General features: G+C 74.0%; 19 protein-coding genes. 6 read left to right on the top strand and 13 right to left on the bottom strand.

What is annotated here, in order from left to right:
* Window position 1 precedes the first annotated feature (1 nt).
* Together ACFXMG_RS20480 and ACFXMG_RS20485 are read left to right on the top strand one after the other, a co-directional pair.
* Window positions 2-1,495, top strand: coding sequence for a tripartite tricarboxylate transporter permease (locus ACFXMG_RS20480; RefSeq protein ID WP_383818289.1), 1,494 nt, complete (start codon window positions 2-4; stop codon window positions 1,493-1,495).
* Between the two features lie 142 nt (window positions 1,496-1,637).
* The gene (locus ACFXMG_RS20485) at window positions 1,638-2,183 is read left to right on the top strand and encodes a DUF6299 family protein (RefSeq protein ID WP_383818287.1); all 546 of its coding nucleotides are present in this window, start codon (window positions 1,638-1,640) and stop codon (window positions 2,181-2,183) included.
* Window positions 2,184-2,287: 104 nt separating this feature from the next.
* Here ACFXMG_RS20485 and ACFXMG_RS20490 read toward each other — a convergent pair whose 3' ends face one another.
* Both ACFXMG_RS20490 and ACFXMG_RS20495 read right to left on the bottom strand, forming a co-directional pair.
* Window positions 2,288-2,770, bottom strand: a complete 483-nt coding sequence (locus ACFXMG_RS20490) for a DUF402 domain-containing protein (RefSeq protein WP_383818286.1) — start codon at window positions 2,768-2,770, stop codon at window positions 2,288-2,290.
* Window positions 2,751-3,671, bottom strand: coding sequence for a GNAT family N-acetyltransferase (locus tag ACFXMG_RS20495; protein ID WP_383818284.1), 921 nt, complete (start codon window positions 3,669-3,671; stop codon window positions 2,751-2,753). Before ACFXMG_RS20495 ends, ACFXMG_RS20490 begins: the two co-directional genes overlap by 20 nt.
* Window positions 3,672-3,744: 73 nt before the next feature.
* Between ACFXMG_RS20495 and ACFXMG_RS20500 the strand changes: the two genes are divergently transcribed.
* The gene (locus ACFXMG_RS20500) at window positions 3,745-4,122 is read left to right on the top strand and encodes a GntR family transcriptional regulator (RefSeq protein WP_383818283.1); all 378 of its coding nucleotides are present in this window, start codon (window positions 3,745-3,747) and stop codon (window positions 4,120-4,122) included.
* 102 nt (window positions 4,123-4,224) lie between these two features.
* On the opposite strand, the gene ACFXMG_RS20505 is transcribed toward ACFXMG_RS20500, so the two are convergent.
* From ACFXMG_RS20505 to ACFXMG_RS20520, 4 genes are all read right to left on the bottom strand, one after another.
* A complete protein-coding gene (locus ACFXMG_RS20505; protein WP_383818282.1) occupies window positions 4,225-5,337 on the bottom strand; it encodes a DUF5925 domain-containing protein in 1,113 nt (370 codons plus the stop codon).
* Window positions 5,338-5,432: 95 nt separating this feature from the next.
* Complete coding sequence (locus tag ACFXMG_RS20510; protein WP_383818336.1) at window positions 5,433-6,197, bottom strand: polysaccharide deacetylase family protein; 765 nt, start codon at window positions 6,195-6,197, stop codon at window positions 5,433-5,435.
* Between the two features lie 575 nt (window positions 6,198-6,772).
* Window positions 6,773-7,843 carry a glycosyltransferase family 2 protein gene (locus ACFXMG_RS20515; RefSeq protein ID WP_383818280.1) on the bottom strand — a complete coding sequence of 357 codons (1,071 nt, stop codon included), beginning with the start codon at window positions 7,841-7,843 and terminating at the stop codon, window positions 6,773-6,775.
* Window positions 7,840-8,676 carry a glycosyltransferase family 2 protein gene (locus ACFXMG_RS20520; RefSeq protein WP_383818278.1) on the bottom strand — a complete coding sequence of 279 codons (837 nt, stop codon included), beginning with the start codon at window positions 8,674-8,676 and terminating at the stop codon, window positions 7,840-7,842. Before ACFXMG_RS20520 ends, ACFXMG_RS20515 begins: the two co-directional genes overlap by 4 nt.
* Before the next feature lie 635 nt (window positions 8,677-9,311).
* Here ACFXMG_RS20520 and ACFXMG_RS20525 point away from each other — a divergent pair.
* Complete coding sequence (locus tag ACFXMG_RS20525; protein ID WP_383818276.1) at window positions 9,312-10,118, top strand: SGNH/GDSL hydrolase family protein; 807 nt, start codon at window positions 9,312-9,314, stop codon at window positions 10,116-10,118.
* Here the strand turns inward: ACFXMG_RS20525 and ACFXMG_RS20530 are convergent.
* Window positions 10,102-11,121 (bottom strand): hypothetical protein, encoded by a 1,020-nt coding sequence (locus ACFXMG_RS20530; protein ID WP_383818274.1) that lies wholly within the window; start codon window positions 11,119-11,121, stop codon window positions 10,102-10,104. The genes ACFXMG_RS20525 and ACFXMG_RS20530 overlap by 17 nt on opposite strands.
* Window positions 11,122-11,418: 297 nt before the next feature.
* Here ACFXMG_RS20530 and ACFXMG_RS20535 point away from each other — a divergent pair, with 297 nt between their 5' ends.
* The gene (locus ACFXMG_RS20535) at window positions 11,419-11,691 is read left to right on the top strand and encodes a hypothetical protein (protein WP_383818272.1); all 273 of its coding nucleotides are present in this window, start codon (window positions 11,419-11,421) and stop codon (window positions 11,689-11,691) included.
* 318 nt (window positions 11,692-12,009) lie between these two features.
* On the opposite strand, the gene ACFXMG_RS20540 is transcribed toward ACFXMG_RS20535, so the two are convergent.
* From ACFXMG_RS20540 to ACFXMG_RS20550, 3 genes are all read right to left on the bottom strand, one after another.
* Window positions 12,010-13,206: a CaiB/BaiF CoA transferase family protein gene (locus ACFXMG_RS20540; RefSeq protein ID WP_383818271.1), complete on the bottom strand. Its 1,197-nt coding sequence runs from the start codon at window positions 13,204-13,206 to the stop codon at window positions 12,010-12,012.
* Between the two features lie 78 nt (window positions 13,207-13,284).
* Window positions 13,285-14,061, bottom strand: coding sequence for an ABC transporter permease (locus ACFXMG_RS20545; protein WP_383818270.1), 777 nt, complete (start codon window positions 14,059-14,061; stop codon window positions 13,285-13,287).
* Complete coding sequence (locus ACFXMG_RS20550; protein ID WP_383818268.1) at window positions 14,058-14,996, bottom strand: ATP-binding cassette domain-containing protein; 939 nt, start codon at window positions 14,994-14,996, stop codon at window positions 14,058-14,060. The genes ACFXMG_RS20545 and ACFXMG_RS20550 overlap by 4 nt, the downstream gene beginning before the upstream one ends.
* Window positions 14,997-15,056: 60 nt before the next feature.
* Here ACFXMG_RS20550 and ACFXMG_RS20555 point away from each other — a divergent pair, with 60 nt between their 5' ends.
* Window positions 15,057-15,821 (top strand): TetR/AcrR family transcriptional regulator, encoded by a 765-nt coding sequence (locus ACFXMG_RS20555; RefSeq protein WP_383818267.1) that lies wholly within the window; start codon window positions 15,057-15,059, stop codon window positions 15,819-15,821.
* Between the two features lie 586 nt (window positions 15,822-16,407).
* Here ACFXMG_RS20555 and ACFXMG_RS20560 read toward each other — a convergent pair.
* The 3 genes from ACFXMG_RS20560 to hmgA all read right to left on the bottom strand — a co-directional run bounded on the left by ACFXMG_RS20560 (window position 16,408) and on the right by hmgA (window position 20,010).
* On the bottom strand, window positions 16,408-17,643 hold the full coding sequence (locus ACFXMG_RS20560; protein ID WP_383818265.1) for a type ISP restriction/modification enzyme: 1,236 nt from the start codon (window positions 17,641-17,643) through the stop codon (window positions 16,408-16,410).
* Window positions 17,644-17,869: 226 nt separating this feature from the next.
* A complete protein-coding gene (locus ACFXMG_RS20565; RefSeq protein WP_383818263.1) occupies window positions 17,870-18,619 on the bottom strand; it encodes a GntR family transcriptional regulator in 750 nt (249 codons plus the stop codon).
* A 77-nt stretch (window positions 18,620-18,696) separates the two neighbouring features.
* Entirely contained in the window at window positions 18,697-20,010 is a 1,314-nt protein-coding gene (gene hmgA / locus ACFXMG_RS20570; RefSeq protein WP_383818261.1) for a homogentisate 1,2-dioxygenase, read from the bottom strand.
* Between the last annotated feature and the right edge of the window lie 153 nt (window positions 20,011-20,163).

Here is a 20,163-nt window from a genome sequence, read left to right on the forward strand (position 1 = left end):
CATGGAATCCCTCAACTCCCTGATGGACGGCTTCGGGACCGCCCTCACCCCGGTCAACCTGCTGTGGGCCGCCGTCGGCGTGCTCCTCGGCACCGCGATCGGCGTGCTGCCCGGCATCGGTCCGGCGATGGCCGTCGCCCTGCTGCTCCCGGTGACCTACGGCCTCGAACCGACCGGCGCCTTCATCATGTTCGCCGGCATCTACTACGGGGCCATGTTCGGCGGCTCCACCACGTCGATCCTGCTCAACACCCCCGGCGAGAGCGCGGCCGTGGTCGCCGCCATGGAAGGCCATCCGATGGCCAAGGCCGGGCGGGGCGCGCAGGCGCTCGCCGCCGCCGCCATCGGCCACTTCACCGGCGGCATGATCGGCACGATGCTGCTGGTCGTCCTCGCCCCCACCGTCGCGTCCCTCGCCGTCGACATCGGCGCACCCGACTACTTCGCCCTGATGGTCCTCGCGTTCATCGCGGTCACCTCGGTCCTCGGCTCCTCCCGGATCCGCGGCGTCGCCTCGCTGCTCATCGGCCTCACCATCGGCCTGGTCGGCCTCGACCAGCTCACCGGCCAGCAGCGGCTCACCTTCGGCTCGCTCCAGCTCGCCGACGGCGTCGACGTCGTCATCGTCGCGGTCGGCCTCTTCGCCATCGGCGAGGCCCTCTGGGTCGCCGCCCATCTGCGCCGCACCGCCGGCCGCCCCGTCCCCGTCGGGCGCCCGTGGCTGGGCCGCGAGGATCTGAGGCGCACCTGGAAGCCGTGGCTGCGCGGCCCGTTCCTCGGCTTCCCGTTCGGCGCGATCCCGGCCGGCGGCGCGGAGATCCCGACCTTCCTGTCGTACGTGACGGAGAAGCGGCTCTCGAAGCACAAGGACCAGTTCGGCAAAGGCGCGATCGAGGGCGTCGCCGGACCCGAGTCGGCCGCGTCCGCCTCCGCCGCCGGCACCCTCGTCTCCATGCTGACGCTCGGCCTGCCGACGACCGCCGTCGCCGCGGTGATGCTCGCCGCCTTCCAGCAGTACGGCATCCAGCCGGGACCGCTGCTCTTCGAGCGGGAGCCCGAGCTGGTGTGGGGCCTGATCGCCTCGCTCTTCGTCGGCATGGTCCTGCTGCTCGCGCTCAACCTGCCGCTCGCGCCCGTCTGGGCGAAACTGCTGCGCATCCCGCGCCCGTACCTCTACGCCGGCATCCTGTTCTTCGCCGCCGTCGGCGCGTACGCGGTCGGCGGCGAGGCCCTCGACCTGGTCGTCCTCCTGGTGGTGGGGCTCCTCGGCCTCGGCATGCGCCGCTACGGCCTGCCGGTGCTGCCGGCGGTCATCGGCGTCATCCTCGGCCCGGCCGCCGAGCAGCAGCTGCGCCGCGCGCTCCAGATCAGCGACGGCTCCGTCACCGGCCTGGTGAACACCCCGTTCTCGGTGACCGTCTACGCGATCGTGCTGCTCCTGCTGGTGTGGCCGCTGCTGCGGAAGGCAGTGACCCGGCGCCGTACCGCGTCCTGAGGCGGGGAGCGTACGACCGTACGACGATCGGCGCGCGGTCCGGCCAACGCGCCGATGAAGGAGTGAGTTTCGGACATCGGGCGGCTGGATCCGGTATCCCTGGCGGGCGACATCTCCCCCCACCCCCGAAGGGACACCCCCCATGCGCGTCCGACTCGCCCTCGCCGCCACGGCCACCGCGCTCCTCGCCGTGACCGCCGCCCCTCTCGCCCACGCGGGAGGGGCGGACGGCTTCACGACCGAACAGGCCGGACAGGCCGGACAGGCCGGACAGGCCGGACAGGCCGAGCAGGCCGGACAGGCCGAGCAGGCCGAGCGGGCCCAGCAGGCCGATCCGGCCGGACGGCTCGCGAACTTCCTCGCGGTCGACCCGGCCGGCCTGCTCGGCGCCGACGGAACGATCACTCTCTCCGGCACCTACCGCTGCCTCGACGACAGCGCGGGCCCGGTCTTCGTCAGCTCCACCCTCGTCCAGAAGGACCGTTCCGCCAGCATCGGCGGCACCCGGGCCGTCTGCGACGGCCTCCTCCGCACCTGGACCAACACCGCGGTGGTGAAGGACCCCGGCTACCAGCCAGGCGAGGCCCGCGTCCAGAGCACCCTCATGCAGCTCGTCCCCGACGCCGGCCTCGGCCTCCCCGCCCCCGCCTTCCTCACCATCGAGACGGCGCCCGTGATCCTGGCCTGACCCGGAAGGATCCGGCCTGACCCGGAAGGATCCGGCCTGACCCGGAAGGACCCGGCCTGACCCGGAAGGACTCGGCCTGACCGGGAGGGCCCGGAAGGACCGGCCTAGGCTTCGAGCAGCTCCCGCAGGCCCCGGCGCCCCAGCCGTTCCAGGTCGTCGAGGGCGGTCACGGCGCGCTCGGCCGCCTCCGGGTCGGAGACGGCCAGACCGCTCGCCGCGAACTCGTCCTCGTCGAGCCGCAGCACCTCGCTGCCGTCCGCCGACACCCACAGGTCCAGATCCAGGTCCTCGACCGACACCCCGGCCGCCCCGAACTCGGCCGGCCGGGTGATGTCGCAGTACCAGCCCTTGAGCGCGCCCTCCGCCGACCACACCTCCTTGACCGTGAACCAGCGGTCGCTCCAGTAGTGCTCGACGAAGACGTCACCCGGCTCGAAGCGCACGAACCCGAAGTCCCGCACCCCCTCCGCCGCCCACGGCGCCCGCACCGAGAGCCGCGTCGGCGACTCCGTCACCACCTCGGCGGGATAGCGGATCTTCAGCCGCCCGGCCTTCCACAGCGCCACCTCAACCGAGCGCCCTGACATACCGCACCTCCGTCGCACCGATCGCGTATCCGAACCACTCGTTGATCGCCAGCATCGGCTCGTTCCCCGCGTCGTTCCCGGTGAACGCCTCCGTGCAGCCCGCCTCCCGCGCCCGGTGCAGCGACGCGTTCTTCGCCAGCTTCGCCAGCCCCCGGCCGCGGAAGCCCGGAGCCGTACCCGTCATCCCGGAGGAGTACCGTCCGAGCCCGTCGGTCTGCGCGGCGCTGAAGGCGGCCGGCACCCCGTCCACCACCGCCACCGTCGTCAGCGCCCGGTCGTGCAGCGGGTGGTTCCAGGTCGTCTCCAGCCAGTGCGGGTAGTCGTCGATCTCGACCACGACGTCACTCGGCTCGTCGGCGGTGGTCGCCGCGTCGAGCTCGAAGACCGGCCGCGGGTCCGCCGCGAACTCCTCGGCCGACAGCAGCTCGACACCGGCCGGCGGCGCCTGGAGCGGCGGCAGACCCGCCGTCAGGTCCAGCCGCAGGAAGTGCGCCGACCGGCTCGGCGCGTACCCCCGCCGCTCCGCGTAGCCGCGGTTCGCCGGCTCGTCGAGGACCCAGCTGTAGAGCGCCGTCGCCCCCCGCTCGGCCAGGTGCTCCTCGGCCGTGCGCACCAGCAGCGCCCCCGCGCCGAGACCCTGACGGGCCGGGTCCACATACACGTTGAGGCGGCCGATGCCGGGCTCGGGGGAGTCATGGGCGAGCGAGACCTGGGCGGTCCCGATCACCTCGCCGTTCTCGGTCACCGCCACCAGCGGCCGGGCGTGGGAGTCGGGGTGGGCGTGCGCCCAGTCGAACGCCACCTGCTCCGCGGTGGCCAGCATGTACGGGAGGGCCGCGCGCCGGACGCGGGCGAAGGGCTCGGCGTCGTCGGGGCGTACGTCACGGACGATCACAGTCATGGGGCCGCACGCTACGGCCGGGGCCGCGCCGCCGCCTCCCATTTTCCGGTGGGGTGGGGGCAGAATCGGGTGGGTGACACTGACACTCGACGTGGACCACCAGTCCACCACCGCCCCCTACGAACAGCTGCGCGCCCAGATCTCGGAGCGCGCCCGGTCGGGCAGACTCCCGGTCGGCTACAAGCTGCCGACGGTCCGGGGACTCGCGGAACAGCTGGGGCTCGCCGCGAACACGGTCGCGAAGGCGTACAAGGCCCTGGAGGCCGACGGGGTCATCGAGACCCGGGGCCGGCACGGCACCTTCGTCGCCGCGGCGGGCGACGCCGCCAGCCGCCGCGCCGCCTCCGCCGCCGCGCAGTACGCGGAGGAGGCGTACCGCCTGGGGCTCACCCGGGACGAGGCCGAGGCGGCCGTGCGGGACGCGCTGAGGGCCGCGTACGACTCCGAGTGACGGCCGGCGGTCCGCCGGGGGGGACGCCCTCCGGCGGACCGCGCCCTCACCGCGCCCTCACCGCTCTCGCACCCCTCGCGCCCCTCACCACCCTTACAGGGCTTACAGATAGAGACCGGCGGCCGGGGTGCGCTGGTCCGGGAGGTCCGAAGGGGAGGCCCCGCGCCGCAGCGCGAACAGCTCCGCCAGTGTGGCGCCCTCGCCCGGCACGCCCTCGTCCCGCCCCAGCCACGCCACCGACTCGGCGCGGGTGAGCGGCCCGACCTCGATCCGCGCCAGGCAGCGGCCCGGGCGCACGATGGCCGGGTGCAGCCGCTCCAGGTCCTCGTTGGTGGTGAGCCCCACCAGCACGTTCCGCCCCTGGCCGAGCAGACCGTCGGTCAGGTTCAGCAGCCGGGAGAGCGCCTGGCCGGTGGCCTCCTTCGCGCCGCCCCGGATCAGCTCGTCGCAGTCCTCCAGGAGCAGCAGCCGCCACCGTTCCTTCTCGGTGCCGTCGCCGTCCTCGCCGATGGCGATGTCCATGAGATAGCCGATGTCGTTGAAGAGCCGCTCGGGGTCGAGCACGCAGTCGACCTGGCACCAGTCCTGCCAGGACCGGGCGAGGGTGCGCAGCGCGGAGGTCTTGCCGGTGCCCGGCGGGCCGTGCAGCAGCAGGAGCCGCCCGGTGACGTCCTCCGGGGTCAGCTTCATCAGCCGGTCCATCGCGCCGGCCACCGGCGCCGTGTAGTTGGGCCGCGCCTCGTCCCAGGTGTCCGCGCTGATCCGGCGGGTCATCCGGCGCGGTCCGCGCTGCGGGGCCAGGTACCAGAAGCCCATGGTGACGTCCTCGGGCTCCGGCTCGGGCTCGTCCTTGGCGCCCTCGGTGGCCTCGGCGAGGACCCGGGCGGCCAGCTCCGGGTCGGTCGCCGTCACGGTGACGTCGGCGCGGTGCTTCCAGCGGGAGGAGAGGATCGTCCACCCCTCGCCCTCGGCGAGGACGGAGCTGCGGTCCTCCTCCTTGGACCCCCACAGCACCCGGGCGCCCGGCGGCAGCAGGCTCGCGTCGGCCCGGGCCCGGTCCAGGGTGACGCCGTGCGAGTGCGGCTGCTCCCCGGTGGTGAACCGGTCGAGGAAGAGCGCGTCCATGACGTCGCCCGGCGAGTCGCTGTCGTCGAGGTTGACCACGACCGGCAGCGCGCTGCGGGGCCCGGACGGTACGGCGGGGGTGTCTGGCATGCCGCCATGATCCGCCAACCGCCCGGGCGGCGCACGGGGTTTTGCCCCGGCGGGCCGCGCCGTCCGCCGGTCCCCTGGATCCCGTGCCCGCGCGGCTAGATCCAGTGCCCGCGCAGCGCGCCGCGGGCCCGGCGGGCGAGCGCGTACCCCTTCGTCAGCGCCCGGTCGGCGGCGAAGTTCCGCCCGAGGGCCCGTCCTTCGACGAGGCGGGTGAACTCCTCGACGGTGGTGGAGCGGCGCACGGTCACCCGTTCCAGCGCGTACGGCCCCTGGCGGCGGCGCGCGAGGGCGTTGCCGACCGCGAGGGCCTGGGCGAAGCCGGCCTCCCGGACGGCGGCGCGGACCCGGCGGCTGGAGTAGCCGTAGGGGTAGGCGAAGGAGTCCGGCGCGGTGCCGAGCTCCTCGCCGACGAGCTCCCGGCAGCGCAGCGCCTCGAACCGCAGCCGCCGCGCGTCGAGCTGGTCGAGCTGCGGGTGGCTGTGGCTGTGCCCGCCGATCTCGGTCCCGGCGGCGGCCAGTTCGCGCACCTGCCCCCAGGAGAGCATGGTGTCGAGGGCCCCGCCGGTGGCGTGCCGGCCGGGCAGCCAGCCGCTGGTGACGAAGACGGTGCTCACGAAGGAGTGCCGCGCGAGCACCGGCAGCGCGTACCGATGCACCCCCTCGTACCCGTCGTCGAACGTGACGAGCACCGGCCGCCCCGACAACTCCACCCCCCGCCGCCAAGCACCCCCCAGCGCGGCGGTAGTGACCGGCGTGAACCCGAGCCCCGCCACCACCTCCATCTGCGCCGCAAACGCCTCAGGCGTGACGGACAACCCCAAGGTCGCAGCCGCAGGCTCCGGCGCGACCGCGTGATACATGAGAATCGGCACGGGGGCGGGCCCGCTGGGGTCCCGGTCCCGGTGTCCGGACGCGACCTCGCGCCCGGCCCCGTACCCGGGTTCGTACCCGCCACCGGACTCCGGCCCGGCGCCGTACCCGGCCCCGGGCCTGGCCTCGTACCCGGCACCGGACTTCGGCCCGGCGCCGTACCCGGCACCGGACTTCGGCCTGGCGCCGTACCCGGCACCGGACTTCCGCCCGGGTTCGTACCCGGCACCGGACTCGGGCCCGGCGCCGTACTCGGCCTCGGGCACGTACCCGTACCGGGCCTCGGCCTCGGCCCCGGCCCCGTACCCGGGCCTGGCCCCGGCCCCGTACCCGGGCCTGGCCCCGGCCTTGGACTCCGGCCCGGCGCCGTACCCGACCTCGGGCGCGTACCCGTACCCGTACCGGGACTCGGCCCCGGACTCGGGCCCATGCCCGGATTCGGGCCTGGGTGCGGGCCCGTGCCCGGACCCGGCTTCCCGTACGGCCTCCGGTACGTGCTCCGCCCCCGCGCCCGTCGCCTTCTCGGGCCCGGGCCCGAGTCCGGCCGCGCCCGCGCCCGTCGCGCTCACGCGGCCGTCCCCTTCGTCGCGGGGGCGCGGTTCGTCGGGGTGTCCCGGGTGCCCGGGGGTACGTCCTCCGGGGTGATCGGGCCCCAGGAGAAGGTGGGGGAGCCGCCGCGGCGGGCGCGGAGGGTGCCCAGGGCGTAGCCGCCGGCGGCGAGCGCGACGCCCGTGACGATCGCGCCGGCGCGGCCCGCGCCGCCCGGGCGGCCGAGCAGGGTGTCCCGCAGCCCGCGCAGGACCCCGGCGGGCAGGACCCGGCTGGTGTAGCGCCGCTCGGACTCCAGGCCCTTGCCCGCGCCGACGCTCTGGGCGACGAGCGCCTTCGACAGGCCCTCGGCGTAGACGCGGGTGCGGAAGTAGGCGAAGCGCTCGCGGACGGCGGGCACCTTGTGGTGGATGACCGCCCGGTCGTCGATGAGCAGGACCGCGCCCGGCACCGCGTTCGCGAGCCGGATGCACAGTTCGGTCTCCTCGCAGCCGAGCGGGCGCCGGTCGCCGTCCCGGCCGATGCCGGTGGCGAAGCCGCCCGCCGCGTCGAAGGCGGTGCGCCGGAACGAGGCGTTGCCGCCGAGCACGTTGCGCACCCGCACCCGGCCCGGGGGCAGCCCCCGGTACGTACAGCCGACGACCCAGTCGAACTCCTCGGGGAACCAGACGGGCCGGCGCCCGGAGGCCCAGACGGGCAGCGTGCGCCCGCCGACGGCGACGACCTCCGGGTCCGCGTAGCCGTCGGCGAGGTGGTGGAGCCAGTCGTGCTCCGCCACCGCGTCGTCGTCGAGGAAGGCGACGAGCTCGCCGCGGGCCGCGGCGATCCCGGTGTTGCGGCCGGAGGAGAGCCCGCGGGGGCCCGCGTTGGCGAGCACCCGCACCTCCTCGCGGGCGCGTGCGTCCGCGAACTCCTCGGTGAGCCGGTCCAGGAGCCGCTCGTTGTGGTCGACGACGAGCAGCGTCTCCAGCGGCGGCAGCGACTGCTTCCGGACGGAGTCGACGGCGGCGAGGATGTCCCCCCACCGCTCCTCCGTGTAGACGCAGATCACCACCGAGAAGCGGGGCCGGGTCGTGCGGTCGCTCAAGAGACCTCTCCCCGGGGGACGTTGACCGAGAACGCGGCGGGCCGCCGGAGCGCCCGGGCGGACCTCGTGACGCGCTTCTCCCGGAGGATCACCTTGAGGACCCGGATCCCGTCGCGCACCGCGTTGAGGTTGCTGACCCCGTGGATCCGCAGGTACTCGTGGCTCGGCACCTCCTGCACCTTCAGGCCGGCCTTGACGACCCGGATGTTGATGAGGGTCTCGATCTCGAAACCGGTGCAGTCGAGGGTGATCTTGTCGAGGCAGTGCTTCCAGAAGGCGTTGTAGCCGTAGCAGAGATCGGTGTAGCGGGCGCCGAACTTGCGGTTGACGAGCGAGCACAGCGCCCAGTTGCCCAGCCGGCGGATACCGGTCATGTCGTCGGTGCCGCCGCCGTTCGCGAAGCGCGAGCCCTTGGCGAAATCGGCGCCCCCGACGAGGGCGGAGACGTACGAGACGATCTCCTGGCCGTCGGCGGAGCCGTCGGCGTCGACCATCACGATGATGTCGCCGGTGCAGGCGGCGAAGCCGCTGATCAGCGCGTCGCCCTTGCCCTTGCCGACCTGCTTGACGACCTTGACGCCGGGCCAGTGTGCCTTGGCCACCTCGACGGTGTCGTCCGTCGAATTTCCGTCGACAAGGACGACTTCGTGAATCCATTCCGGCAGTGTCTTGAACACGTACGGAAGATTTTCCGCTTCATTCATCGCGGGAATGACGACACTCACCGGGGGAGTGATCGCCAGATGTGAAGTGATGGCCCGGTACTGGGCCGCTATTCGGCTCGTCTCGGTGAATTCGTGGCCCGTGGCGGCCGGGCGCAGGAACGAGCTCATGGATCGGTCTCCCTCTCGTCCGGTGGGCCGCCCACCCCTGGGGCGGCCCGATCGTGTGTCCGGTTCGAAAGGGGGGTTCTCGCCATCCCCGCGCGGAAGCGATCTCCTTGCGAGACCGGCGAGTTGGCATGACTGGCTGCGCGGTACCCGCGACTCGGCGCGTCTGGACACACCGAGCACGGCACCCCCCTACCGCGCCCCGCTCCGGGATCATCGCGACGCCAGCGCCCTCCCCTGAGCCGCCTTGCTGATGAACCGATGCGGGTGAGATGTACGACGGTATTGATGAATGGGACTGTATGGCAAGTCCCGCTTGAGCGGCCCGGTTTCTGGCACTTTGGCGAGCGAACGGCGTTCGTGAGCGCTCGCTTTTCGATCGGATTCGATCAGTCCGCTTCCGCGGTGGGAGCGGTGGGGTTTTATCACCCTCCTGGGTGGATTCGTGCGCCTGTGTCGCGATCCCGTTCGAGCAGAAAACGAAAGAGGATCCTCCGGTTCCTCAGGTGGCCGAAAACTGTTGGCTCCTGAGGGATGTTCACTCACTCTCCAGGGTCAGTTTTGACATGAACACTTCCGGAGTGGCGGATCCGATGCTACTTCCTGGTAGCGCAGAGATCCTGCTACAGGGAGGTTCCATGAAACTGTCGCGATGCGCGGCCTTCGCGTCCTCGCTCCTGCTCGGTTCCGTCCTCGCCCTCACCGGGGCGGGAGCCGCGCAGGCCGCCGAGTCCGCCGCCCTCGACTACGTCGCCCTCGGCGACTCCTACTCCTCCGGCGTCGGCGCCGGCAGCTACGAAAGCGCCAGCGGCGACTGCAAGCGCTCCACCAAGGCGTACCCGCGCCTCTGGGCCAACGCCAACTCCCCCTCCTCCTTCTCCTTCACGGCCTGCTCCGGCGCCGTCACCACCGACGTCACCGGCAAGCAGCTCGGCCCGCTCTCCTCCGCGACCGACCTCGTCTCGATCACCATCGGCGGCAACGACGCGGGCTTCGCCGACGTCATGACGACCTGTGTGCTCCAGTCGGAGACCACGTGCGTCAACCGGGTGAACCAGGCGAAGGGGTACGTCGACTCCACGCTGCCCGCCCGGCTCGACGCGGTGTACGACGCCATTCGCGCCAAGGCCCCCGCCGCCCACGTCGTCGTCCTCGGCTACCCGCGCTTCTACCAGCTGAACGGCAACTGCATCGCCGGCCTCAGCGAGAACGAGCGCAGGGCCATCAACGGAGCCTCCGACCACCTCAACGCCGCCGTCGCCAAGCGCGCGGCCGACCACGGCTTCACCTTCGCCACCGTCGTCCCGGCCTTCACCGGACACGAGATCTGCTCCGGCTCGGCCTGGCTGCACAGCGTCAACTGGCTCAACATCGGCGAGTCCTACCACCCGACGGCCGCCGGCCAGTCGGGCGGCTACCTGCCGAGCTTCAGGAGCGCGGCGTAGTTTCGGGTCCCCCCACCCGCGCACCCGTACCCGCGGCGCCGGAAACGGCCGGAGCGGTGCTCGATGCCCCGCCCCCGCCCGGACCGGCGCCCGGATCCCCGTCCCTGACGGCCTGCCAGACCAGCGCCGCCACGATCAGCAGAAGCCCGACGATCCCGGCCGCGATCACCGCGCCCCGGCGGGGTCCCCGTCTCCTCCGCGCGCCCGCGCTCTCCTTCGTCCGTGTACGCGCCCCGCGCACGCCGTCCGAGCCGTCGTGCTCCCGATCGCCCGGTCGCCCGGATGCGCGCTCCGGCGCCCCGTCGGCCGCCGCGTCCCCACGCGGCCGCTCCCCGGGCCCGGCCGTCCGCTCCAGTTCCCGTACGGCCCCGGCCCGCACGCCCGCGTCCGCGTCCGCGAGGCCCTCGATCACCGGCGCCAGAGGCCCCGAGGCCGGATCGGCCACCGTCCCGGCGAGCAGCGCGCCCAGTGACCGCGCGTCTTCCTCCGGGCCCGGCGGAGGCGTGTCCGGCGCGTCGCCCGGCGCCGAGGTCCCGGTGGCCACGCCCGTGACCACCACCCGCCCGTCGTTCGCCAGCAGCACCCGGTCCGGGCCCAGTTCGCGATAGGGGACACCGGCCTCGCGCGCCGCTCGCAGCGCCGCGAGCACCCCGAGCGCGACCCGCGCCGCCTCCCGGTCGGGCAGCGGTCCGCCGGCCTCCAGGGTCTCCGCGAGCGTCAGCCCGCGGATCAGTTCCATCACGATCCAGGGCCGGCCGTTCTCCACGGCCACGTCGTACACCTCGGCCACACCGGGGCCGGAGATGGCCTCGGCGGCCCGCGCCTCGCGCTCCACGCGCGCGTACAGCAGCCGTTCCTCCGCCTCGGGCGTCCCCGGCGGGGCGTGCACCTCCTTGACGGCCACCTCGCGGCCGAGCGCCTCGTCCCGGGCGCGCCAGACGATCCCCGCCGCGCCCTCCGCGAGGGCGTCGAGCAGCCGGTAGCGGCCCGCGATCAGCGTCATGGCCCCACGGTAGCCGTCACCCCGGCGGGTGGCGAGCCACCCGACCGGCCCCCGGTGTCGTAGATCACACCGGGCCGCGGGGCCGCGGGCGGGCGGCCGGGGTGCAGGATGGTTCATGACGGTTCGGCAGGTGTTCGAACCCTGTCCAACTCGCCCTGGAATCACACGTATTCATAGAGTGACCGTCAACCCCCGTACGAGTGCCGTCAATCCTGTCGGCGGGATACACGCGTGTCACTATGGGGCGATAGGGTTAACCTGCCCGGGCCGGGTGCCCTCGTACGGGTGGGGAGTGACATGGAACAGATAACGATGCGCAGCAGGCCGCGCGTGCCTGCCATCACCTGCGGGAGCAGCGCGACCAGTTCGCGCCTCGACCGCCATCTCGCGGTGCTCGGCGGTCCCGCCGTGCCCCAGCGCGAGGTCGCCGAGGCGACCCTGCTCATGCGGGAACTGACGACACGTCGACCGGAGGCACCGGTCCAGAGCCCGCACGGCGGCCGCGCCCGCGTCTCGCTCTTCGCCCCCCTCCGCCGCCTCCGCCGCACCCTCTTCGGCACCCGCCACTAACCCCACCCAGCTCCACCACACCCACCCAATAACGAGAGCGCCGGACGCATCCCCACCCGCCCGGCGCTCACCCACACCCACCAACGCCAGGCCCCCTGCCCTCGCCCATCGGCCCGTGGCGCGCGGCCCCCCGGCCAGGCGCACCGCCCGCCGGCGCCCGGTGGGCGGCTGCGGCGTCCTGCACCCGGCTCCCAGCCCTCGGCACTCGGCACTCGCCCATGACTCCCGGCCCCGGGCGCCCGGCCCCCGGTCAAGCGATCACACCCGCCGCCCACCGGCGCTCGCCGCCTGGCCCTCGCCGCCCGGCCGCCGCCCCCCTCAGGCGATCACGCCCGCCGCCCGCAGATCCTTCACCTCCTCCGCAGGTACGCCCAGTTCCGCGAGGACAGGGTCCGTGGATTCGCCGAGGGCTGGGATGCGGCCCATGGGGGCTTCTGGGGTGTCCGGGAAGACGAGGGGTGGGAGGAGGGAGGGGAGGGGGCCGGCGGGGGAGTCGACGGGGCGCCAGCGGTTGCGGGAGGACAGTTGGGGGTGGGTCAGGAGGTCGGCTACCGAGTTGAGGCGGGCGCAGGCGATGCCGGCCGCGTCCAGGCGGTTCAGGGCCTTCTCCGTCGGCAGGGCGGCTAGGGCGGCGGCCACTGCCGCGTCGGTCGCGGTGCGGCCCGCGACCCGGGCCGTGTTCGTCGCGAAGGCGGGGTCGTCGGCCAGTTCCGGCCGCTCCAGGACCTGTTCGGCGAGGCGCCGCCACTCGCGGTCGTTCTGCACCGAGAGCAGCACGAGACCGCCGTCGGCCGTCGGATAGGCGTCGTACGGCGCGATCACCGCGTGCGCGAGCCCCGTGCGCGCCGGGGCCGTACCTCCGTGCGCCCCGTGGTGCAGGGGGTGGCCCATCCACTCGGCCAGCGCGTCGAACAGCGACACCTCCACGGGCCCGCCGAGACCGGTCCGGCCGCGCCGGACGAGCGCGGCGAGGACGCCCGAGTACGCGTACATCCCGGCCGCGATGTCCGCGGCCGGGATGCCGGACTTGACGGGCTGTCCGGGCGTGCCGGTGACCGAGACGAGCCCGGTCTCGCACTGGACGAGCATGTCGTACGCCCTCCGGTGCGCGTACGGGCCGTCCGGTCCGTAGCCGGAGACGTCCACCGCGACCAGCCGCGGGTGCGCGGCGCAGAGGGTGGCCGCGTCGAGGCCCAGCCGGGCCGCCGCCCCGTGCGCGAGGTTCTGCACGAAGACGTCGGCGCCCGCCACCAGCCGCCGAGCCAGGGCGAGTCCGCGCGGGTCCTTCAGATCGACGGCGACCGACTCCTTGCCGCGGTTGCACCAGACGAAGTGCGAGGCCAGCCCCCGGGCCGCCGTGTCGTACCCCCGGGCGAAGTCGCCGCCGTCCGGGCGCTCGATCTTGATCACCCGGGCGCCGAGGTCGGCGAGCTGACGTGTGGCGAAGGGTGCGGCGACCGCCTGCTCGACGGAGACGACCGTGATCCCCTCCAGGGGGAGTGGCTGAGTGCTCATGCCGCCTGCCTACCGCGCCCGGCAGGCCCCTGTCATCAGGACCTCGATCACTCCGCCCCCGCCCCCGTTGCGGCCGGCTCAGCGGCGCGCGTACCGGCGGACGGCGAGCGGGGCGAGGACCGCGAGGAGGCCGAGGGACCACAGCAGCGAGCCCGCCACCGGGTGGGCCACCGGCCAGGCCGCCTCGGCCGGCACGGGCGCGTTGCCGAAGAGCGCGCGCACGGCGGTCGCGACGGCGGAGATCGGGTTCCACTCGGCGACCGTCCGCAGCCAGCCGGGCATGCCGTCGGTGGGGATGTACGCGTTGGACAGCAGCGGCAGCATGAACGTCGCGCTGCCGAGCTGCCCCGCCGCCTCCTCGCTCTCGGAGGCGAGACCGAGCAGGATCCCCGCCCAGGTGGTCGCGAAGCGGAAGAGCAGCAGCAGCCCGAAGGCCCCCGCGGCCTCCAGGGCGGTGCCCTCGATCCGCCAGCCCATGGCGAGCCCCACCAGGACCAGCGGGACGGTGCCGACGGCGCAGACGAGGAGATCGGCGACGGCCTGCGCGAGCGGGACCGCCGTCCGGCTCATCGGCAGTGTCAGGAAGCGGTCCATGACGCCCCGGTGGGTGTCCTGGGCGGCCTGGAACATGCCCGTCATCAGCCCGCCCGCCGCCGTCGCGACCAGCAGCCCCGGCACCAGGAAGGAGCGGTACTCGGCGCCCGGCACGGCGAGCGCGCCGCCGAGGACGTACCCGAAGAAGAGCAGGAAGACGATCGGCATCGTCTGGGTCATGACGGTGATGGCCGGGGCGTGCCGGATCCGTCGCAGGCTGCGGCCGACCAGGGCGGACCCTTCGAGGGCGAGCGCGTTCACGCGGCGGTCTCCTTCCGTCCGGTGAGGCGCAGGAACACCTCGTCGAGGGTGGGCGGACGCAGCGAGGCGTCGACGATGTGGATCCCTGCGGCGTCGATCTCGCGCACGAGCCGGGGCAGGGTGAGGGTCGGGTCGGTGGTGACCGCGCCGACCGTACGGCGCTCGGCGTCGAGCACCGGCGCCGAACCGGTCAACCGGTCCAGGACCGCCGCGGCGGGCTCCAGCGGCCCGCCCCCGGCGAGGACGACCTCCGCCCGGCTGCCGACCAGCGCCTTCAGCTCCGCGGGGGTGCCCCGGTGGGCGGCCCGGCCGTCCTCGACGAGGACGATGTCGTCGGCGAGCCGGTCCGCCTCCTCCAGGTACTGGGTGGTGAGGACGACCGTGGTGCCCTGCTCGGCGAGCCCGCGCACCGCGTCCCAGATCGCGTTGCGGCTGCGCGGGTCGAGCCCGGTGGTCGGCTCGTCGAGGAAGAGGACCGCGGGGCGGGCGAGCAGACCGGCCGCGAGGTCGAGCCGGCGGAGCATCCCGCCGGAGTAGGTGCGGGCCGGCCGGTCCGCCGCCCCGGCGAGGCCGAACTCCTCCAGGAGCTCGTCGGCCCGGGCGCGCGGGAGGCGGAGCAGCCGGGCGAAGAGGCGCAGGTTCTCGGCGCCGGTGAGGTCGCCGTCGACGGAGGCGTACTGACCGGTGACGGCGATCCGCCGACGTACCCCGGCCGGGTCGCGGACCAGGTCGTGCCCGGCGATCCGGGCGCTGCCGGCGTCGGGCGAGAGCAGCGTGGTGAGGATCCGGACGGCGGTGGTCTTCCCGGCGCCGTTGGGCCCGAGGAGGCCGCAGACCGTGCCCTCGGGCACCGCGAGGTCGAGCCCGCGCAGCGCGTGGACCTCGCCGTAGCGCTTCTCCAGACCCTCACTAAGTACAGCGTACGTAGTTGTCATGGCGGCACCGTACCTCACTACGTACGCTGTACGTAACTACGATGGGGGCGAGGTGATGAGATGGCGGGCCGAGCGGCCGAACCCGAAGTGATCTGGTCGCGCCCCGAGCGCGCGGGCCGCGGCCCGAAACCGGCCTTCAGCAGGCAGGACGTGGTCGACGCCGCCGTCCGCATCGCCGACGCGGACGGCATCGACGCCGTCTCCATGCGGCGCATCGCGGCCGAGCTCGGCTGCGGCACGATGTCGCTCTACAACTACGTCCCCCGCAAGGAGGACCTGTACGAGCTGATGGTCGACGCGGCGAGCGCCGAGTACGCCCTCCCGGAGCGGCCCAGCGGCGACTGGCGCGCCGACATGACCGCCCTCGCGCACCAGACTCGCGCGATCATGTACCGGCACCCGTGGCTCTCCCGGGTCATGACCACCGCCTACGGCTTCAGCCCGAACGCCCTGCGCTACCTGGAGTGGTCCCTCGGCTGCCTGGAACCGCTCGACGTCCCCGCCGGGCTCAAGATGCAGCTCATCGCCATGGTCAACGGCACGGTCATGGCCACCGTCCGCAACGAACAGGCCGTAGCCGAACGCGCCCGCGGCCTCCCCTGGTCCGAGGAACAGGAACAGACCGTCCGCGCCGCCTACCTGAAATCCCAACTGACCACCGGCCCCTACCCCCACCTGGCCGCCCTCCTGGCGGAGTCCCCCACCCCCGTAGACCGCGACGAGATCTTCGCAATGAGCATCACCCGCCTCCTGAACTCCTTCGCCACGGAGGACCCGGGCGGGGGCTCTGAGGGGCGGTCGTTGAGCGGCTCGGCCGGTCCGTAGGCGCTGTTGCGCCCTGGCCCGGCCGGTCGGTCGGCGCCGCCATGAACCGCCCCGGCCGGCCTGCCGGCCGCCGCGAACCGGCCCGAGGGCCGTCGCGCCGTCGTGTGCCGGCTCGGGGAGCCGTCCCGCCTGGCATGACTGGCCTGGGGGCCTTCATGGCGGCGTGTGGCGGTCCCGGGCCGTGTCGCGCCATCGTGAACCGGCCCGGGGAGCTGTCACGTCTGCGTGAACCGTTCCGGAGGTCCGTCGCGCCAGCGTGACCGGCCCGGGGGGCCTTCACAGCGTCGTGTGCCGGTCCCGGGCCGCGTTGTGCCGTCGTGAAACGGCCGGGGGATCCGTCATGCCTGCGTGAACCGTTCCGGGGGTCCGTCGTGCCAGCGCGGCTGGCCCGGGGGCCTTCACGGCGACGCGTGTCGGTCCCGGGCCGCGTCGTCGTCGTGAAGCGGCCCGGGGACCCGTCACGCCTGCGTGAACAGTCCCGGGCGTCCGCCGCGCCAGGGTGAACCGGCCCGGGGAGCTGTCACGCCTGCGTGAACCGCCGCGAGGGGCCGTCGCGGCGGTGTGAACCGGTGGCCCCCGCGCCCCGTCACAGGAGCATGAACTGGCCCTCCGGGCCTTCCTCCTGGTGGTCGAGTACTGAGGCCGGGCGGCGGGAGTGGGGTGGGACGGGCAGGATTCCGGCCGTGTGGAGGGCTGCCCGGCCGGGGCCGCCGGCGGTGGTGGTGAACGGGGCGCGGTCCGGCTCGCGGGCGCCGAGGAGCGACAGGACGGTGATCAGGTCGAGGAGTTCGGAGGTCCATTCCTGGGGCCAGGCCGCGGGACCCATCGCCTCCAGCGAGCCCGGCTCGGCCGGCGCGGTCCGGCGCGCGAACCACTGCTCCAGGACCCGCACCCCGCCCGCCCGGTACTCCCAGGCCGCCTCCGGGACGGGGGAGACCCGGCCCTCGCCGACGCTCAGCACCTCGCCCTCGGGGTCGTACGCCAGCTCCTCGGGCCGCGCCGGGAGCGCCGCCCGTACATAGGGCCGCCGCCCGCCGGGCAACCGCGGCCGCGCCCCCGTCAGCGCGCCCCGCAACTGCACGTCCAACAGCTCCCGGCCCAGCGCCACGCCCGCCGCCCACGCCTCCGGGCCCGCGGGCAGCGGCACCCGGCACCCTGAGGGGGAGGGGACGGCAGCGGCCGCGGCCCAGGCCGCCCACGCCACCGGATTGCCCGCCCCGGGCCCGTACCGCTCACGGAGGAATCCGGACAGCCCCGGCGCCAGGTTCGGCTCCTCGCCGCCGGGGCGCCGGAACAGCGGCCGGATGCGGCCCGGGCGTCCCGCCGGGGAACGCCCCTCGGGCAGCGCGCCGGTCACCAGCAGCGGAGGCCCGGCGGCCCCGGGCAAGTACCCCTGCTCCACGACGAAGAGCTGCGGCTCGCCCGCCACCCGCCACAGCTCGGGCCGGGCGGTGTCGAGCAGCCGGTGGTCGGGAAGCAGCCACTGCTCGTCGAAGGGCCCGGACAGCACCCGTACCGGCTCGGGGCAGGGCCCGGACTCGCGGACGAACCGCCCCGTCCCCGTCCGCTGCCCCGGCAGCGCCGCCACGGCCGTCCCCGTCGTGCGCGCCCGGCTAGGCCGGAACAGCGCCTCCCGCTCGCCACCCTCCGCCGCCACCAGCCGGTCCCACCGCCCGCGCAGCGTACGGACGTCCGGCGCCGCCACCCAGGCCCGCCCGAACCGCAGCGGCGCCACCGACCACGGCATCAGCTCGTCGAGCAGGGGCGTGTCGTCGTCCGGTACCGATGCCTGCCGCCGAGGAACCTCTGTCACGCCCCGCATGCTAACGACCGCTGTCCGTACGGGGCCAGCGGTCGTTGGGCCGGGCGTCCGCGGGGCCAGCGCTCGCGCGGCAGGAGCTGACGGGGTCGAGCGTCTGCGGGGCTCGCCCCCCGCCGGGCAGGCGCCCGCGGGCCCGGCGCCCCTAGGGGCAGGCGCCGGAAAAGCAGCCGCCCGCGGGGCTCGGCGCCTGCGGGGCTCGGCGCCCACAACGCAGGCCCCCCCGCGTTCAGTGGGCCTCGACCGTCACCGTGAAGGAGAAGCGGTCGCCGCGGTAGCGGATGCGGGCTACGTCGACTACTCGGCCGTCTTCGGCGTAGGTGACGCCGGTGTAGTGGAGGATCGGGGAGAGCAGGGGGACTCGTAGGAGTTCCGCCGTCTCCGGGTCGGCCAGCCGTGCCTCGACCGTGTCGGTGATCCGGCTGATCCGCACGCCGACGACGTCCCGCAGGACCTTCGTCATCGGCCACCGCTCCAGGTCCGCCGGGTCGATCGCGGCGGCGAACTCGGGCCGCACCGCGTTCTCCGCCCAGTTCGTCGGCTCGTCGCTCTCCCCGTCGGAGCGCAGCCGCCGGTACGTCATGACCTCGGCCACGTCCGGGAAGTACTCGGCGAGCTCGCCGGGCACCGGCTCCGGCCCGTGGCCGAGGACCGTGGTCCGCTCGCCGGACTGCTGCGCCACGATCGCGTCGATCGAGCCGAGCAGCCGGCGCGGGGTCGAGCGCCGGGCGCCCGGCTCGATGAAGGTGCCGCGCCGCCGGTGCCGGCTGATCAGCCCCTCCTCCTCCAGCTCCTTCAGCGCCTGGCGCATGGTCAGCACGCTGACGCCGTAGTGCGCGGCGAGCTGCTCCTCGGTGGGCAGCCGCAGCGAGGCGTCGGGCGTGCGGCCCAGTATGGAGGCGCGCAGGGACTGCGAGACCTGGTACCACAGCGGCAGCTTGCGGTTCAGGACCAGCGAGTCGGGAGCGAAGGCGGTCACGGCGTTCTCCGTACGACGGCGCGGTGGGACGGCTGAGCGGACTCTACGGCCGGAAACGGACCCCGCGGGCCCGGACCCTACGGCCGGAAATGACGCTCCAGACCCTGCCACACGTCGTCGTAGCCCCGCTGAAGGTGGTCCGCGCCGGCGGCCTGCGCGGTGGCCGTCACCGGCCAGCGGGTCTCGAACATGAAGGCCAGACCGTCGTCGATCTTCTGCGGCTTCAGCTCGGCCGCGCTCGCCCTGTCGAAGGTCTCCCGGTCGGGGCCGTGCGCGGACATCATGTTGTGCAGCGAGCCGCCGCCCGGCACGAAGCCCTCCGCCTTGGCGTCGTACGCGCCCTCGATCAGGCCCATGTACTCGCTCATCACGTTCCGGTGGAAGTACGGCGGCCGGAAGGTGTCCTCGCCGACCAGCCAGCGCGGCGCGAAGACCACGAAGTCGACGCCGGCCAGGCCGGGGGTGTCGGAGGGCGAGGTGAGGACGGTGAAGATGGACGGGTCGGGGTGGTCGTAGGAGATCGTCCCGATGACGTTGAAGCGGTGCAGGTCGTAGACGTACGGGGTGTGGTTGCCGTGCCAGGCGACGACGTCGAGCGGCGAGTGGCCGTACGTCGCCGTCCAGAGGTTGCCGCAGAACTTGTTGACCACCTCCACCGGGCCCTCGACGTCCTCGTACGCGGCGACCGGGGCGCGGAAGTCCCGGGCGTTCGCCAGGCCGTTGGCGCCGATCGGGCCGAGGTCGGGGAGCTGGAACGGGGCGCCGTAGTTCTCGCAGACGTACCCCCGCGCGGTCTCGTCCAGCAGCTCCACGCGGAAGCGGACGCCGCGCGGGATCAGCGCCACCTCGCCGGGGCGGGCGGCCAGCAGGCCCAGCTCGGTGCGGAGGAGGAGGCCGCCGCGCTCGGGGACGATCAGCAGCTCGCCGTCGGAGTTGCCGAAGACCCGCTCCATGGAGGCGTTGGCGTGGTAGAGGTGCACGGCCATGCCGGCCCGCTGCGTCGCGTCGCCGTTGCCGCCGACGGTCCACAGGCCGGCCAGCCAGTCGGTGCCCGGCGCCGGGTCCGGCAGCGGGTTCCAGCGCAGCCGGTTCGGGTCGGCGACCGTCTCGGTGAAGGGCGCGGTCCGCACGGCGCCGTTGTCGGTGCGGACGAACGGCGGGTGGGCCGCCGAGGGGCGGATCCGGTACAGCCACGAGCGGCGGTTGTGCGCCCGCGGCTCGGTGAACGCGCTGCCGCTGAGCTGCTCGGCATAGAGCCCGAGCGGGGCGCGCTGCGGCGAGTTGCGGCCCTCCGGCAGGGCGCCGGGGAGCGCCTCCGAACCGTGCTCGTTGCCGAATCCGGTGCTGTAGCTGAGCGCCTCGGCCGTCTTCCTGGCCTGCTCGGTCGTCATCGCCCGCTCCTGTCCTGAACCTGTCCCGAAGAGAATCCTATGGATGACCGTAGGATTCCGCGACCGCTCCCGTCAACGGGGCGGGGGTGAAGGGCCTGCGATCGCTTCGCGCACGGTGGGGTCAAAAAGATGAACAATGCTCTACTCTCGCGG

It is taken from the genome of Streptomyces sp. NPDC059201 (assembly GCF_042754585.1).
Classification (GTDB): Bacteria; Actinomycetota; Actinomycetes; order Streptomycetales; family Streptomycetaceae; genus Streptomyces.

Bases quoted from the DNA above. Each gene is read 5' to 3' on its own strand.
- ACFXMG_RS20480 (WP_383818289.1), top strand. From the start codon at position 2: ATGGAATCCCTCAACTCCCTGATGGACGGCTTCGGGACCGCCCTCACC.
- ACFXMG_RS20485 (WP_383818287.1), top strand. From the start codon at position 1,638: ATGCGCGTCCGACTCGCCCTCGCCGCCACGGCCACCGCGCTCCTCGCC.
- ACFXMG_RS20490 (WP_383818286.1), bottom strand. From the start codon at position 2,770: ATGTCAGGGCGCTCGGTTGAGGTGGCGCTGTGGAAGGCCGGGCGGCTG.
- ACFXMG_RS20495 (WP_383818284.1), bottom strand. From the start codon at position 3,671: ATGACTGTGATCGTCCGTGACGTACGCCCCGACGACGCCGAGCCCTTC.
- ACFXMG_RS20505 (WP_383818282.1), bottom strand. From the start codon at position 5,337: ATGCCAGACACCCCCGCCGTACCGTCCGGGCCCCGCAGCGCGCTGCCG.
- ACFXMG_RS20510 (WP_383818336.1), bottom strand. From the start codon at position 6,197: ATGTATCACGCGGTCGCGCCGGAGCCTGCGGCTGCGACCTTGGGGTTG.
- ACFXMG_RS20520 (WP_383818278.1), bottom strand. From the start codon at position 8,676: ATGAGCTCGTTCCTGCGCCCGGCCGCCACGGGCCACGAATTCACCGAG.
- ACFXMG_RS20525 (WP_383818276.1), top strand. From the start codon at position 9,312: ATGAAACTGTCGCGATGCGCGGCCTTCGCGTCCTCGCTCCTGCTCGGT.
- ACFXMG_RS20530 (WP_383818274.1), bottom strand. From the start codon at position 11,121: ATGACGCTGATCGCGGGCCGCTACCGGCTGCTCGACGCCCTCGCGGAG.
- ACFXMG_RS20535 (WP_383818272.1), top strand. From the start codon at position 11,419: ATGGAACAGATAACGATGCGCAGCAGGCCGCGCGTGCCTGCCATCACC.
- ACFXMG_RS20540 (WP_383818271.1), bottom strand. From the start codon at position 13,206: ATGAGCACTCAGCCACTCCCCCTGGAGGGGATCACGGTCGTCTCCGTC.
- ACFXMG_RS20550 (WP_383818268.1), bottom strand. From the start codon at position 14,996: ATGACAACTACGTACGCTGTACTTAGTGAGGGTCTGGAGAAGCGCTAC.
- ACFXMG_RS20555 (WP_383818267.1), top strand. From the start codon at position 15,057: ATGGCGGGCCGAGCGGCCGAACCCGAAGTGATCTGGTCGCGCCCCGAG.
- ACFXMG_RS20560 (WP_383818265.1), bottom strand. From the start codon at position 17,643: ATGCGGGGCGTGACAGAGGTTCCTCGGCGGCAGGCATCGGTACCGGAC.
- hmgA (WP_383818261.1), bottom strand. From the start codon at position 20,010: ATGACGACCGAGCAGGCCAGGAAGACGGCCGAGGCGCTCAGCTACAGC.